Source organism: Hymenobacter saemangeumensis (genome assembly GCF_039541835.1).
GTDB classification, from domain to species: domain Bacteria; phylum Bacteroidota; class Bacteroidia; order Cytophagales; family Hymenobacteraceae; genus Hymenobacter; species Hymenobacter saemangeumensis.
This window is the reverse complement of sequence record NZ_BAABGZ010000024.1, coordinates 1-13,595: the sequence shown is the minus strand read 5'-3', so window position 1 is coordinate 13,595 and position 13,595 is coordinate 1. Positions and strand designations below refer to the sequence as shown.

Sequence of the window (13,595 nt, the reverse complement as noted above, 5' to 3'; positions counted from 1 at the left end):
CTCACCTTTTAACTTTTAACTCCTTCAGATGGAGTCTTCAAACCGCGTAACCCCTGTTCCTTCCAACACCAACACCCGCCGCCTGCGCGTGGCCCAGGGCCTGGTGCTGCTCTTTCACATCACGGGTTTTCTGGGGCTGGCGTTTTCCGACAATCCGGAATTTTACCAGGAGTTTACTCCCCTCACGCTCATCCTTACCGCGCTGCTGCTGCTGGCTTTTCAGCCGGGGCGCAACGCTGCATTCTGGAGCTTTTGCTTTACCGTGAGCCTGATGGGCTACATGGCCGAGGTAGTTGGCGTGCATACCGGCAAGTTTTTCGGGCACTACACCTACGGCGATACCCTGGGCCTGAAGGTGTTGAGCGTACCGCTGCTCATCGGGCTGAACTGGCTGGTGCTCACGTATGTATGCGGCAACCTGGCCCACTACCTGCCCCTGCCCCAGCTGGCGCGCATTCTGCTGGGCGCCCTGCTCATGGTGGGCTTCGACCTGTGCCTGGAGCCTGTGGCCAGCACCTACGACTTCTGGCACTGGAGCGCCGGCGTTATTCCTTTCCAGAACTTTCGCGACTGGTTTATTTTCTCCTGCCTGCTTCAGGTGCTGTTTGTGCGGGCCGGTTTTAAAAAGCACAATAAGCTGGCCCCGCTCGTTTACCTGGTTCAGCTTCTTTTTTTCTTTTTCTTAGGCTCCTTGCAATAAGTTGCGCATCTTGTAAGCGGTTTTTTCTCCTCTTATGAACCTGAGTGCCGGTACCCCTGTTTGTCACTCTGTTAGTTCAAACGCCTATGGCCCTCTCTACTCACTCTTTTTCGGCACCTTTGGAAGCAGTAGTACCGGTTTTTCGCCGCTACGGCGCCGATGCTGCCCCCGATGAAGCCGTAGCCGCCGCTTTACATATTCCGGTAAACGAGCTCAGCGTGCATTTCAGCAACCGGCACGTGCTGGTGAAAGAGGCAACCCTGGCCGACCTGGAGCGGCAGAAGCGCGAGCACGTGGAAATCTTCCAAAAGTACCCCACGGCCGTTGAGCGGCTGTTTGGCCTCATTCAGCAGGGGCTCACCGAGCTGGCCAATACGCCTCCGGAGTACTATGCCGTGATGCAGCAAAAATTCCCCCAGGCCTGGGACGTCCTCATGCAGCACCTGGATACCTATTCCTCGCCCCAGCTCCAGCAGCTGCTCAACGAGGGCATCCGCCAGCGCCTGTTCCGGTCCGACATCAACATTCAGCTGGTCACCAAAATCCTGCTGGAGCAAACCAACATGCTGCTGAATCCGGCCGTGTTTCCGCCCGAGCGCTACAACATGGCCGAGGTGTTCCGCTGCATTTTCCTCTACTACATTCGTGGCCTGTGCACCGATGAAGGCGCTCGGATTGCGGCCAATCATTTTTCTCGTATTTAGCCGCCCGGGCTCAGCTGATTGACTCCCGCACCCGTTGAAAGAATACCCGCGAGGCCGCTGCAAAGCTGGCCTCATTTTTTTGCATATAGCCCAGAATAAAGCCTGCCGCCAGCACATGGGTAAGCTGCTCCCCGGCACTGTCGCCGCTGATGGGAAAGCCAGGACTGGCGCCGCGCAGCAAGGCCTGCTCGGCGGCTAGCAGCCGGGGCAGCGACTGGGTTTCCACCAGGTGTTTGATAGCGGCGGGCTTCATTGCGGCCACAAGGTAGCCTGCAGGCTGTCGAGCAGGCCAGCCACGTCCTGCTCCTGCATGGTACTCAGGAAGTCAACCAGCTGCCCTTCCCGAAAGGCCGCGAAGAAGGGCAGGTCGTGCACCTGGCCCAGCCGCCGCGCCAGCGGGTTGGTTTCGGCGTTTACCTTCACAAACGTAAGGCCGGGGTACTGCTCGGCCAGGTGCTCGTAGCGGGGGGCAAACAGCCGGCAGTGCCCGCACCAGTCGGCATAGTACTTCACCACTACTTTGTCGTGCTCCGCCAGCAGCTGCTGAAAGTTGGCGTCGGTGGCCTCCATTACATTCATTTGATTCAAGTTAAATGTGGTAAACCTGCTAGGAAGCAGTGTGTAATACTGGTGAGCAGCTGCAGCACCGTGCCCCTGCACGCTTTCGCGCAGAACAGCTTATGGGGACGACTGGATTGAACAATACCCGGCGGGACGGTTTCGCCGACGCGAGGGGCCGCGGGGCGACTCTGCCTGCCTCTTGTTTGGCATTGATGTCCGACAGCAGCAGTGCGCCCAGCAGCCCTACGCGAAACGTCCAGGCCAGGGTGCGCAGCCAGTTGGTGCGGGTCAGGCCGTCGATGGCGATATAGTCGAAGCCCTCCGACAGGCGGCGATGGAAGGGCACGGCAATGAAAAAGGTAGCCGCCCATACCACCGCCACCAACGCCAGTGCCCAGAAGGGCCCGCTGCCGGGCAGCTCGTGCCGGCCCACCCAGGCCAGGGCTAGGGCCAGGGCCAGCTCGGCCACCATTGGCGCCCCCACCACCCAGCCCATGCGCCGGGAGTGGGCCGCATGAAAGGCCCCCCAGGCCGCTTTGGGCACCAGGCCAAAGGCCGGGTACTGCACCAGCTGCACCATCCATACCACGCCGCAGAGGTAAGCGGCCAGCACCAGGTTTAACACGAGCAGAAGTGTGAGCATAAGCTTGACCAAGCTAGCCCCGGCATTGCCAAAGCCAGCAGAGAATGGGTAAACAACTTTTTTCTGAGCGCAACTACCGCAACCAACCTGCTTGCGGATAGCCATCTGCGGAGGCCCGCTGTGCTAAGCTCCCCCCGCCGGTGTCTTAAGCTGCCAACGCCCCATTACGTTATTTGCTGCTGCTGGCGGGATTTCTGCTCAAGGGCTTTTCCATTACCTTCCATGACAACGGCACTACGCCGGGGCGACGGCAGCACCTACCTCACCCTGCGATACGACCACGCCAACAACTGGATTCATGCCCAATGGTTTGGCCGCCAAACCCTGGGCAGCGTTGTGGATAGAGGACTTACCTACCTGGAGATGATACGCCAGCAGCCCTGCCCCAAGCTGCTCAACGACCACCGCGAGCTGGTGGGCACCTTTATGGAAGCCAACGACTGGATTCAGCAGGTCTGGACGCCCCTGACCATGGCCGAGGGCCTGCGCTTTATCGGCCAAGTGGTGTCGGCCGGCATCTTTGGGCAGCTGGCCAGGGAAGACCTGCAGCACCGCCTTGGTACCCAGCTCCACATTCAGCTGTTCGAGAGCATGGCGGCCCAGGACTAGCTGCGCGCCCAGGCCCAGCCATGCTGGCTGCTTAGCTGGCTCCTACGGTGCAGCTGCAACGGTTTTGCGCTAACATTGTCGTTGCAATGCCTGTCCGGCCTGGCTTCACCCGGCCGGCGCTTTGGCTTGCTCCGTCAGCCCACCGGCTCCTCCCCCCTCATGAAGAAACACCTACTTTCGCTGCCGCTGCTGGCCGCCCTGGCCACGGCCTGCAATTCCAACACTCAGAAAACCAGCGCCGACAAGCCCGACCTGCTGCAGGCCGCCCTGGATACTACGGTAGCGGCCGGCGACGACTTTTTCACCTACGCCAACGGCAGCTGGCTGAAAAGCCACCCCATTCCGGCCTCCGAAAGCAGCTGGGGCATCGGCAAAGAGGTGCAGAATGAAATCTATGCCCGCCTGCGGCAGACCAGCGAGGAGGCCGCAGCAGCCAAGGCCACCCCGGGCAGCAACCAGCAGAAAATCGGCGACTTCTGGGCCGTTGGCATCGACTCCGTAAAGGCCGACCAGCTGGGTGCGGCCCCTATTCAGCCGGAGCTGGCCCGCATTGCAGGCATGCAGTCGGTGGCCGAGGTGCCCGGCGTGGTGGCCCGCCTTATTCCCCTGGGCGTGGATGCGCTGATTGGGCCGGGTATCTATCAGGATGCCAAGAACAGCGAGCGCATGGCCCTGTACCTGTACCAGTCGGGCCTGGGCCTGCCCAACCGCGACTTCTACTTCAACACCGACGAGCGCACCAAAAACATCCGCCGCGAGTACCTGCGCCACCTGGCCGCTACCTTCCGGCTGCTGGGCCAGGACGAGGCTACTGCCCAGGCCAATGCCCAGCGCGTGATGAGCCTGGAAACTGCGCTGGCCAGGTCGTCGCGCAAGCTCGAAGCCCTGCGCGACCCTTACGCCAACTACCACAAGAAAAGCATTGCCGAGCTCAACCAGCTCACCCCCGGCCTGGACTGGAAGCCCTGGCTCACCCAGCTGGAGCTGGGCAAAGTCGACACCGTTATTGTGGGGCAGCCCGAGTTCTACCAGACCGTGGGCAAGCTGCTGAAAACTGCGCCGCTGGCCGACTGGAAAGCTTACCTGAGCTGGCAGCTGGCCCACACCTTTGCCCCCACCCTGTCGGCGGGCTTCGACCAGGAGCACTTCCGCTTTTACAGCACCGTGCTGCGCGGCGCCAAAAGCCAGCGCCCCCGCTGGAAGCGCGTGCTCGACATGGAGGAAAGCGCCCTGGGCGACGCCCTGGGCCAGCTGTTTGTGAAAGAGTACTTCAAGCCCGAAACCAAGGCCCGCTACGAAAAGCTGGTGAAGGACGTGTCGGCCTCCTTTGCCGAGCACATCCAGAAGCTGGACTGGATGAGCGAGCCCACCAAGAAAGTGGCCCTGGTGAAGCTGCAGAAAATCACGCCCAAAGTGGGCTACCCCAGCAAGTGGCGCGACTACTCTTCCCTGACCATCGACCGCAGCTCCCTGGCGGCCAACGTGATGCGGGCCAACGAGTGGAAGTACCGCTACGCCCTGAACAAGCTGGGCAAGCCGGTAGACCGCACCGAGTGGGACATGACGCCCCAGACTTATAACGCCTACTACAACCCCAGCAACAACGAGATTGTGCTGCCCGCCGCGGCCTTTGCCATTCCCGGTCTGCTCGATGCCGATGCCGACGACGCGCTGGTGTACGGCTACGCCGGCGCTTCCACCATCGGCCACGAGCTCACCCACGGCTTCGACGACGAAGGCAGCCAGTTCGACGCCCAGGGCAACCTGAAGGAGTGGTGGAGCAAAGACGACCGTGCCCGCTTCAAAAAGCGCGTCGACGCCATTGTGCGCCAGTTCGATGCCTACACCGTGCTCGACAGCCTGCACATCAACGGCAAGGCTACAGCCGGCGAAAACATTGCCGACCTGGGCGGCATCGTCATTGCCTTCGATGCCTTCAAGAAAACCAAGCAGTACCAGGAAGGAAAGAAGATTGGCGGCCTCACTCCCACCCAACGTTACTTCCTGGGCTACGCCCTGGGCTGGCAAAACCACCAGCGCGACGAAAGCCTGGCCTCCCGCATCCTCACGGACGTGCACTCGCCCGCCCAGTTCCGCGTGAACGGCCCCATGGCCGACGTGCCCGCTTTCTACGAAGCCTTTGCCGTGAAGCCCGGCCAGAAGCTCTACCGCGCCGACAGCGCCCGGGTGACTATCTGGTGATGGTTTTTTGGTAATGAGGTGAGGAGGTGATGGGGTAATGAAGTGAGGAAGTGTGGAAGGAAAGTAAAGAACGTCATGCTGAGCGCAGCCGAAGCATCTTACCCGCAGCAGTAATTCCCCTTGAAAAAGGTTTACTCTCGTGGTAAAGATGCTTCGACTCCGCTTTGCTCCGCTCAGCATGACGTCCTTTCCCTTTATCACCTCCTCACCTCATCACCCCATTACTCCATCACCTCTTCACTTCATCACCCAATTCACCCCGCTGCCGGCAGGCTCACCGTTACGTTGGTGCCGGCGCCGGGGCGGCTTTGTATAACCAGGGTGCCGCCGTGCCGGTGCACGAATGCCCGGCATAGCGCCAGGCCCAGGCCCAGGCCTGCGGCGCTGGGCACGGCCACGGGCTCGGGCACGTCGGGGCCGCTCATGAGGGCGGCTACGGTGGCTGCGCTCATGCCCGTGCCGGTGTCGGTACAGCTCACCAGCACCATGTGTGGGTCGGCAGGGTCGGGGGCAGCTTCCAGATGCACGTGGCCGCCGGCTGGGGTAAACTTCAGGGCGTTGCCCACCAGGTTGCGCAGGATGGTACGCACCATGTTGTGGTCGGCCAGCAGGCACAGGCCGGGCGGCGAGGCCACCGTGAGCCGCTGTTGCCCGGCCTCGGCCGTGGTGAGGTAGAGCTGCTGGCATTCGGCCAGCAGGTCGGCTACGGGCAGCGCTTCGGGGCGGCAGGCCAGCTCGCCGGTCTGGCTTACGGCCCAGTTCAGCACATTGTCGAGCAAGCGGTTGAGGCTGTCGGCGGCCTGGCGCACGATGGCGGGCAGCCGGGCCAGCTCGGCCTGGTTGTTTTGCCGGATGTAAGAGTCAATCAGCCCGGTTACGCCGGCAAAGGCCGTTACGGGCCCGCGCAGGTCGTGGGCCACAATGGCGTAGAGCTTGTCCTTGAACACGGCCACGCCGCGCAGCTCCTGCGACGCATCTTCCAGGGCGGCGTGGCTGCTGGCCAGGGCGGCCTGGCTGCGCTGCAGCTTGCGGTAGAGGTAGCCCACAGCCAGCAGGCCCGCCAGCAGCACGGCGGCCAGGCCTCCTAGCAGCCGCGAGCGCAGCAGCTCCAGCTCGTGCTGCTGGGTCAGCTCCCGAATGTGACGCAGCCGCTCCTGGCTTTCGTAGCTGGCCTGAGTGGCCGCCAGGGCCTGCATGGTCTGCCGGCTGTTGAGCGAGTCGTGCAGGGCCTGGTAGCGCTGTCCCCACTCATAAGCCAGGCGGTATTCCTGGCGCTCGGCGGCCTCGGCGCTCAGGATGCTGTAGGCATCGAGCACGCGCTCCTGAAACCCGCAGGCGCGAGCCAGCTGCAGGGCCTCCAGCGTTACGGCGTGGGTGCGGCCAGTCTGCCCGGTGGCGATGTAGTAGAGTCCCAGCAGCTCCAGCTGGCTGGCCATCACGCGGCGGGCACCCTCGCGGCGGCTGATGGCCAGGGCCCGGGTAAGCAGGCGCTCGGCCTCGGGCAGCTGGTTGAGCTGCAGGTGGTAGGTGCCCAGGCTGGCCAGGTAGTGCGACTCCGCCACGGCGTCGTGGCTGCTGCGGGCCAGTTCCAGGGCCAGCGAGTCGTACTGCAGCGCCCGGGCATGCTGCTTGCGAAAAAAAAGCAGCGTGGCCACATTCCCCAGCAGCTTCATACGGGTGCGGGGCTGCACGTCGGGCTGCTCGGCCAGCTGCAGCGCACGGCGGTAGTGCTGCCAGGCTGTTATGGAGTCGCCCCGCTCGTGAAAGATGCTGCCCTGGGCGGCGGCCGCCCGCGCCAGCCCATCGGCATGGCGCAGGCGGCGGGCCAGCCCCTCGGCCTCCCCGATAAGGCGCAGGGCCTGGGGGCCATTCGAGAGGTTGGCATAGCAGCTTGCCAAGTGGAGGAGGCTGTTCAGCAAGAGTGGGGCCCGCTGCCTGGCCGGCAGCCGGCGGGCCAGGGCCACGGCTTGCTCGCCATAGGTGCGGGCCCGGGCCGGATGCTCGTCGTGCAGTACGTAGCACAGCGCCGTCAGGCGCCGCACACGGGCCGTGTCGGGCTGCGAAGCCGCCAGCTCTCGCTGCAACAGCATGGTATCGGGCACGGTGCTGCCGGGGCCGGCCACAACCTGCCCCAAGCCCAGCAGCCCGCACGCGCCGAGCAAGCATATCAGCAGACAACGGCGGCGCTCCATGCTTGACAGTAATTGACCTTATCAAAGATAGTCAAGTCCAGCCAAAAACAAAACCCGCTTTGAACAGGGCTTCAGAACACCTTAAAGTCAATAACATACCGGCCACATTCCCCAAATCGGGCCTGTGATTCAGTCTTGACCCGGCTAACAGAAAAACCTGGTTAATTGGACACATCCAAGCCCGGGCTTGCCTGCCATCTCCCGAGGCGTCGGGCCTAGCAGTTAATCTTGCCCACCCGGTTCTGATGCCGGCCGCCCTCAAACGCGGTGTTGAGGAAGATAGAGGCTATTTCCCGGGTCTGTTCCTCGCTCACGTAGCGGGCCGGAATGCACACCACGTTGGCGTCGTTGTGCTGCCGCGCCAGAGCGGCAATTTCGGGCAGCCAGGCCAGGGCCGCCCGCACCCCGGCGTGCTTGTTGGCCGTAATGCACACCCCGTTGGCCGAGCCGCAGAGCAGGATGCCCCGGGCTGGCTCCCCGGCCGCCACGGCCGCTGACAGCGGATGCGCCACGTCGGGGTAATCCATGGAATCGGCCGAGTGGGTGCCGAAGTCCTGCACCTCATAGCCCTGCTCTTGCAGCCAGCTGCGAAGCATCTCCTTGTGCGTAAAGCCGGCGTGGTCGGACCCTAGTGCGAGTTTCATAGTGCTTTTTTAGTTGTCAGTTGTTTGTTGCTAGTTGTCAGGGTGCTCTAAAGTCAGCTTTATCAGAACGGACTGACAACTGACAACGAACAACCAACAACTAACTATTCGTAAGCTCTTTGTTGAGGCGAGCGGTATCGTTGCGGCGCACGGCCCGGGCAATGCGGATGCTGAGCTCGTAGAGCAGCACCACCGGAATGGTGACAATAATCTGGGAAGAAATGTCGGGCGGGGTGATGACGGCAGCAATAACCAGAATCACTACGATGGCGTGCTTGCGGTAGACCTGCATAATCTCCGGGGTGATAAGGCCGGCTTTGGCCAGGAAAAACACTATCATGGGCAGCTCAAACACGAAGCCGCAGGACAGCGTCATGGTGGTGAGGGTGCTGATGTAGCTCTGCAGGTCAATCTGGTTTTCGATGCTGGCATCCACCGTGTAGGAAGCCAGGAAGTTGATGCTGAGCGGGGCGGCCACGAAGTAGCCGAACAGAATGCCCAGGATGAACAGGATGGACACGAACAGCACCGCTCCCCGCGAGTTTTGCCGCTCGTGCGGGTACAGGCCGGGCTTTACAAAGCGCCACAGCTCCCAGAACAGGTAGGGAAAGGTGAGCACAATGCCCATGATGAAAGAGCTGCTGATGTGCATGGCCAGCTGCCCGCTCATGGTGCGGTTCTGAATGATAAAGTTGACCTGCTCGGCGCAGGGCCCATCGGGGTTGAGCAGCTTACCCAGCTTGCACATCATCCGGTAAGTCCAGAAGTCGTTGCGCGAAGGGCCCAGAATAAGGTCGTGAAACAAAAAGTCTTTCGACAGGAAGACAATGGTGGTGAACACCACCACCGCAATAGCCGACCGGATGATGTGCCAGCGCAGGGCCTCGAGGTGGTCGAGGAAAGACATTTCTTGCTGGTCGTCCAGCGATGGAGTCGGGTTCAATGGCTGAATGGCTGAATGGGTGAATGGGGCAATGAGCGAATGGCTGATTGGGTGAATGGGTGAATGAGGCCAGTAGAGCGGCCGTGTGGCCAACGGCAGCATGGTGGAGCAGATACGATAGAACGAGCTACCTGGACTCATTCACCCATTGCCACTCCTCAGCCATTCAGCCGTCCAGCTATTGTCCCCATTCACCCATTCAGCCAGTCACCCATTCACCCATTCACTCATTGGTTAAGCAAAGAGCGGGTAGTCCTGCAGCCAGCGGTTCACCTGCTGGCGCACCTGGGCAATGCGGGTTTCGTTGTCGTGGTTCATCAGCGTCTCGTCAATCAGCTCCACGATGCGGGCCATGTCGCTTTCGCCCAGGCCGCGGGTGGTGATGGCCGCCGAGCCGATGCGGATGCCGCTGGTCACGAAGGGCGACTTGTCGTCGAAGGGCACCATGTTTTTGTTGATGGTGATGTCGGCCTTCACCAGGGTGTTCTCGGCCAGCTTGCCGGTGAGGCCCTTGGAGCGCAGGTCAATCAGCATCAGGTGGTTGTCGGTGCCGCCCGAGATGATGTCGTAGCCCAGCCCGACGAAGGCCCGGGCCAGGGCCTGGGCGTTGCGGGCCACCTGCTTCACGTAGTCGGCGTAGTCCTGGCTTAGCGCTTCGCCGAAAGCCACGGCCTTGGCGGCAATCACGTGCTCCAGCGGCCCGCCCTGGGTGCCGGGGAATACGGCGCCGTCGAGCAGGGCCGACATGGGCCGGATTTCACCCTTGGGCGTTTTCAGGCCGAAGGGGTTTTCGAAGTCCTGGCCCAGCATGATGAGGCCGCCGCGGGGCCCGCGCAGGGTTTTGTGCGTGGTGGTGGTTACGATGTGGCAGTGCTGGAAAGGCGAGTTCAGCAGGCCCTTGGCGATAAGGCCGGAAGGGTGGGAGATGTCAGCCAGCAGCAGGGCGCCCACTTCGTCGGCGGCTTCGCGCAGGGCTTTGTAGTCCCAGTCGCGCGAGTAGGCCGAGGCCCCGCAGATGATGAGCTTGGGCTGCTCGCGGCGGGCGGTTTCCTTTACTTTCTGCCAGTCGATGAGGCCGGTTTCCTTTTCTACCCCATAAAAGCTGGGGCGGTAGAGCTTACCGGAGAAGTTCACGGGCGAGCCGTGGGTAAGGTGGCCGCCGTGGGAGAGGTCGAAGCCCAGGATTTTGTCGCCGGGCTGCAGGCAGGCCAGCATCACGGCCGCGTTGGCCTGGGCGCCGGAGTGGGGCTGCACGTTGGCCCAGGCCACGCCAAACAGCTCCTTCACCCGGTCGATGGCCAGCTGCTCTACCTGGTCGACAATCTCACAACCGCCGTAGTAGCGCTTACCGGGCAGGCCCTCGGCATACTTGTTGGTAAGCACCGAGCCCTGGGCAGCCATCACCTGTTCCGAGACGTAGTTTTCGGAGGCGATAAGCTCCAAACCGTGGGTCTGGCGGGCCTTTTCCTGGTTGATGAGGTCGAAGATGGCGCTGTCGCGTAGCTGGGAGGTGGCGGAGGTTTGCATAGGCCAAAGGTACAAGGAGCAGGGTACAGTTAGCAGTGTACAGTTAGCAGTGAACAGTTAGCAATTAGTAGTTAGGGGTTCAGGCAAGGGAAGCTATTCATCATTAACTGTAAGCCGGGGTAGCCCGTAGGTGCTGGAGCAGGATACTCTGGGTACCAGCTTTCGCTCGTCGTTCCTACCTTCGGCACCCATCCTTTCGGACACCCGGGCAATTGCTAACTGTTCATTGCTCATTGTTCACTGTTCATTGCTCATCGCTCACTGCTCATTGAAAACATGCTTGCCGAAACCCTTACCCACCTGCGCGTGGGCAACCAGAAGTTTCTGACCGACTTCTACCAGCGCAGCCGGCTGCTGTTTGCCCGCTGGGCCCAGCGCCAGCACAAGCTGCCGCCGGCCCAGGCCCATGAGCTGCTGCAGGACACCCTGCTCGACTTCTACGACCAAGTGGCCGACGGGCGGCTCACCATCATGCCCACCGACCTGCGGGCCCACATCTACGGCATGGCCCAGCAGCGGCTGGCGGCCGGCGTGCCCGCCCAGCAGCCCCTGCCCGCCGCCGAAGCCAGCCGCCGCCAGCGCCTGCTGGTGCTGTTCAACCAGCTTGGGGCCGACTGCCAGCAGGTGCTCACCTATTTTTACTTCAGCGGCTACAATGCCCAGACCCTGGGCGCCAAGATGGGCTACCCCAACGCCACCGTGGCCCGCCGCCAGAAGAACTCCTGCCTGCGCAAGCTCTACGACCTGCTGACCAAGTAATGAGTATTGAGTAGCGAGTACTCAGCACGCATCCCAACCTCAAACACTATTCCCTTGACACCGCCCCCCGACCTGCGCCCCTACCTGGACGAGCTGGAACGCTTCGCCGACGGCGAGATGTCGGCCGCCGAGCAGGAGGCCTTTGAGACGCGCCTGGAAAACGAGCCCGACCTGGCCGAGGCCCACGCCGCGTTCGAGCAGCTCACGGCCGACCTGCGCTGGGCGGCGGGCCACAACATCCTGAGCCAGCGCCTGCGCGCCCTCAACGAGCGCATGGACCAGCGCAGCGATGCCCTGCTGCGCATTCAGCGGCGCACCCGGCAGCGGCAGCGGCGGCTGGCCACGCTGCTCGGGGCCGGGCTGCTGGTGCTGGTGCTGGCCGGGCTGGGTGCCTGGTGGTTTACCCGCCCCGCCGTCAACCCCTCCGACAACTGGGAAAGCTACTACCAGCCCGACCCCGGCCCGCAGGTAACAGCCGCCATGCAGCACAGCAACCCCTTCCTGAGCGATGCCCTGAGCCAGTACCAGGCCGGGCACTACCCGGCGGCGCTGCACTCCCTGGGCCGCATCTCGCCCGCCAAAGTGGCCCCCGACAGCCTGAGCTACTTCCGCGGCATCTTCCTGCTGCGCCAGGGCGAGGGCAATGCCGCCCAGGCCTACCTGCGCCGCCTCAGCGAGGAAAGCCAGGGCGAGCTCGGCCGCCGCGCCCGCTACCACCTGGGCATGGCCTACTGGCAGGCGCAGGAGCGTGCCGAGGCCCTTTCCACCCTGCGCGCCGTGGCCGCCGACTCCCTAAACCCCTACCGCGCCTCCGCCCGGCAGGCCGTGGCAGCGGGCGTACTGACCGAGTAGCCTGCTGCGTGTGCTTTTAGTTAAAAGGTGAGAGTTAAAAGTCAAAAGGCCGTTCTGCTTTTTAACTTTTAACTCTCACCTTTTAACTGATACCCCCCTTCTACTTCCGGGCAATGACATAAGGAGGCTCCCGGTTTTCCACCAGCGTCAGCTCCCAGGTGTCGAGGTTGAGGGCGGCGAGGTGGCGCAGCTCGGGGTTGTGGCGGTAAGCGCAGCCGGTATCGAGCACGATGGCGCCGGCGCGGGCGGCCACCAGCTTGCGCACCTTGGCTGTGTTCGTGGGCACATGGCCGTGCAGCATACGCCGGCCGCCCAGGCGGGAGGCGTCAAACACGTATTTTTTGGTGTTCAGCATGGTGGCGTAGTCTTGCCGCATCTGCTCGGGCGGCAGGGCAAAGTTGTAGCCCGCATGCACCAGCACAAAGTCGGGCAGCTCCAGCTCGTAGGGCAAAGACTCCAGCCAATCGATGTAGAGGCCAGGAATAGCGGCCGCCCGGTGCACGCCAAAGCTGCGCAGGGTAGCCTGCCGGTTTACGCGGCCCAGCCAGGCCAGGCGCCAGCGGCGGCGGGCGGCGTCAATCATCTCCTGCTCGTGGTTGCCGCGCAGGCAGCGCACCTGGTAGCCGCTGGCCTGCAGCTGCATGATGTAGTCAAGCACGCCCTTGCTGTCGGGGCCCTTGTTCACGTAGTCGCCCAGCAGGTACAGCTCGTCGGCGGGCGTGAGGCGCAGCTGCTCCTCCACCAGGTAGCGGAAGGTGTGCAGGCAGCCATGAATGTCGGAAGTAGCGTAGCGCAAAAGGCAGGGACGTAGGTTTCCGGTTGGTAATTACACAAAAAAAGGCGTCCTGCCAGCTTTTGCCTTGCAGGACGCCCTTCCGTTGGGGTTCAACTAGTGCCCTCCGCCGTAGTCGGGCTTATCCAGCTGCGGCTTGTCGAGGTTGCGGTTGGGGTGGCGCAGGCCGGCATCCAGGGCTTCCTGCTCCAGGCGGGCCTGGGTTTCCGGGTCGTATTCGTTTACGGGCAGGTCGCCGGTGCCTTTAGGCAGGCCTTCGCCGGCCGGGGCACCTTTGTTTTCGCTGGACTGCTGGTTGGTGTTATTGCTTTTGTAGGGCATGACGGTAGGAGGTTAATGTGGAAAGGAAGGATTGATGTGTTGATTGTTTGATGTGCTGATTATGAAGCTGTTTAGGAAGTCGGGGTTGGGGCGATTTTGCGCAGCAACAGGACGGTAAAGGCGAGCCAGTGCCAAGCCAGCCAGT

General features: G+C 62.5%; 15 protein-coding genes. 6 read left to right on the top strand and 9 right to left on the bottom strand.

The annotated features are described in order from the left end of the window. Positions 1-28: 28 nt before the first annotated feature. Together ABD919_RS11450 and ABD919_RS11445 are read left to right on the top strand one after the other, a co-directional pair. Positions 29-700: a carotenoid biosynthesis protein gene (locus ABD919_RS11450; protein ID WP_345236146.1), complete on the top strand. Its 672-nt coding sequence runs from the start codon at positions 29-31 to the stop codon at positions 698-700. A 119-nt stretch (positions 701-819) separates the two neighbouring features. Beyond that, positions 820-1,404 carry a TetR/AcrR family transcriptional regulator gene (locus tag ABD919_RS11445; protein ID WP_345236145.1) on the top strand — a complete coding sequence of 195 codons (585 nt, stop codon included), beginning with the start codon at positions 820-822 and terminating at the stop codon, positions 1,402-1,404. 10 nt (positions 1,405-1,414) lie between these two features. Here ABD919_RS11445 and ABD919_RS11440 read toward each other — a convergent pair whose 3' ends face one another. Genes ABD919_RS11440 through ABD919_RS11430 form a run of 3 tightly spaced genes read right to left on the bottom strand, consistent with a single transcriptional unit; the run spans position 1,415 to position 2,608 of the window. Beyond that, positions 1,415-1,657 (bottom strand): DUF6952 family protein, encoded by a 243-nt coding sequence (locus tag ABD919_RS11440; RefSeq protein ID WP_345236144.1) that lies wholly within the window; start codon positions 1,655-1,657, stop codon positions 1,415-1,417. Continuing rightward, on the bottom strand, positions 1,654-1,983 hold the full coding sequence (locus ABD919_RS11435) for a thioredoxin family protein (protein WP_345236143.1): 330 nt from the start codon (positions 1,981-1,983) through the stop codon (positions 1,654-1,656). The genes ABD919_RS11440 and ABD919_RS11435 overlap by 4 nt, the downstream gene beginning before the upstream one ends. 28 nt (positions 1,984-2,011) lie before the next feature. Further along, positions 2,012-2,608, bottom strand: coding sequence for a hypothetical protein (locus ABD919_RS11430; RefSeq protein WP_345236142.1), 597 nt, complete (start codon positions 2,606-2,608; stop codon positions 2,012-2,014). Positions 2,609-2,830: 222 nt separating this feature from the next. Here ABD919_RS11430 and ABD919_RS11425 point away from each other — a divergent pair, with 222 nt between their 5' ends. Together ABD919_RS11425 and ABD919_RS11420 are read left to right on the top strand one after the other, a co-directional pair. Beyond that, on the top strand, positions 2,831-3,217 hold the full coding sequence (locus ABD919_RS11425) for a hypothetical protein (RefSeq protein WP_345236141.1): 387 nt from the start codon (positions 2,831-2,833) through the stop codon (positions 3,215-3,217). A 159-nt stretch (positions 3,218-3,376) separates the two neighbouring features. Continuing rightward, positions 3,377-5,419 (top strand): M13 family metallopeptidase, encoded by a 2,043-nt coding sequence (locus tag ABD919_RS11420; RefSeq protein WP_345236140.1) that lies wholly within the window; start codon positions 3,377-3,379, stop codon positions 5,417-5,419. Positions 5,420-5,673: 254 nt separating this feature from the next. Here ABD919_RS11420 and ABD919_RS11415 read toward each other — a convergent pair whose 3' ends face one another. The 4 genes from ABD919_RS11415 to ABD919_RS11400 all read right to left on the bottom strand — a co-directional run bounded on the left by ABD919_RS11415 (position 5,674) and on the right by ABD919_RS11400 (position 10,725). Continuing rightward, a complete protein-coding gene (locus tag ABD919_RS11415) occupies positions 5,674-7,581 on the bottom strand; it encodes an ATP-binding protein (RefSeq protein WP_345236139.1) in 1,908 nt (635 codons plus the stop codon). A gap of 245 nt (positions 7,582-7,826) precedes the next feature. Further along, complete coding sequence (gene rpiB / locus ABD919_RS11410; RefSeq protein ID WP_345236138.1) at positions 7,827-8,255, bottom strand: ribose 5-phosphate isomerase B; 429 nt, start codon at positions 8,253-8,255, stop codon at positions 7,827-7,829. A gap of 100 nt (positions 8,256-8,355) precedes the next feature. Further along, on the bottom strand, positions 8,356-9,198 hold the full coding sequence (gene tatC / locus ABD919_RS11405) for a twin-arginine translocase subunit TatC (RefSeq protein WP_345236137.1): 843 nt from the start codon (positions 9,196-9,198) through the stop codon (positions 8,356-8,358). 234 nt (positions 9,199-9,432) lie between these two features. Next, positions 9,433-10,725: a serine hydroxymethyltransferase gene (locus ABD919_RS11400; protein ID WP_345236136.1), complete on the bottom strand. Its 1,293-nt coding sequence runs from the start codon at positions 10,723-10,725 to the stop codon at positions 9,433-9,435. 276 nt (positions 10,726-11,001) lie between these two features. Between ABD919_RS11400 and ABD919_RS11395 the strand changes: the two genes are divergently transcribed. Beyond that, positions 11,002-11,484 carry an RNA polymerase sigma factor gene (locus ABD919_RS11395; RefSeq protein WP_345236135.1) on the top strand — a complete coding sequence of 161 codons (483 nt, stop codon included), beginning with the start codon at positions 11,002-11,004 and terminating at the stop codon, positions 11,482-11,484. A gap of 54 nt (positions 11,485-11,538) precedes the next feature. After that, complete coding sequence (locus ABD919_RS11390) at positions 11,539-12,336, top strand: hypothetical protein (protein ID WP_345236134.1); 798 nt, start codon at positions 11,539-11,541, stop codon at positions 12,334-12,336. Between the two features lie 100 nt (positions 12,337-12,436). On the opposite strand, the gene ABD919_RS11385 is transcribed toward ABD919_RS11390, so the two are convergent. Together ABD919_RS11385 and ABD919_RS11380 are read right to left on the bottom strand one after the other, a co-directional pair. Further along, a complete protein-coding gene (locus ABD919_RS11385; RefSeq protein ID WP_345236133.1) occupies positions 12,437-13,132 on the bottom strand; it encodes a metallophosphoesterase family protein in 696 nt (231 codons plus the stop codon). 93 nt (positions 13,133-13,225) lie between these two features. After that, positions 13,226-13,450 carry a hypothetical protein gene (locus ABD919_RS11380; RefSeq protein WP_345236132.1) on the bottom strand — a complete coding sequence of 75 codons (225 nt, stop codon included), beginning with the start codon at positions 13,448-13,450 and terminating at the stop codon, positions 13,226-13,228. Between the last annotated feature and the right edge of the window lie 145 nt (positions 13,451-13,595).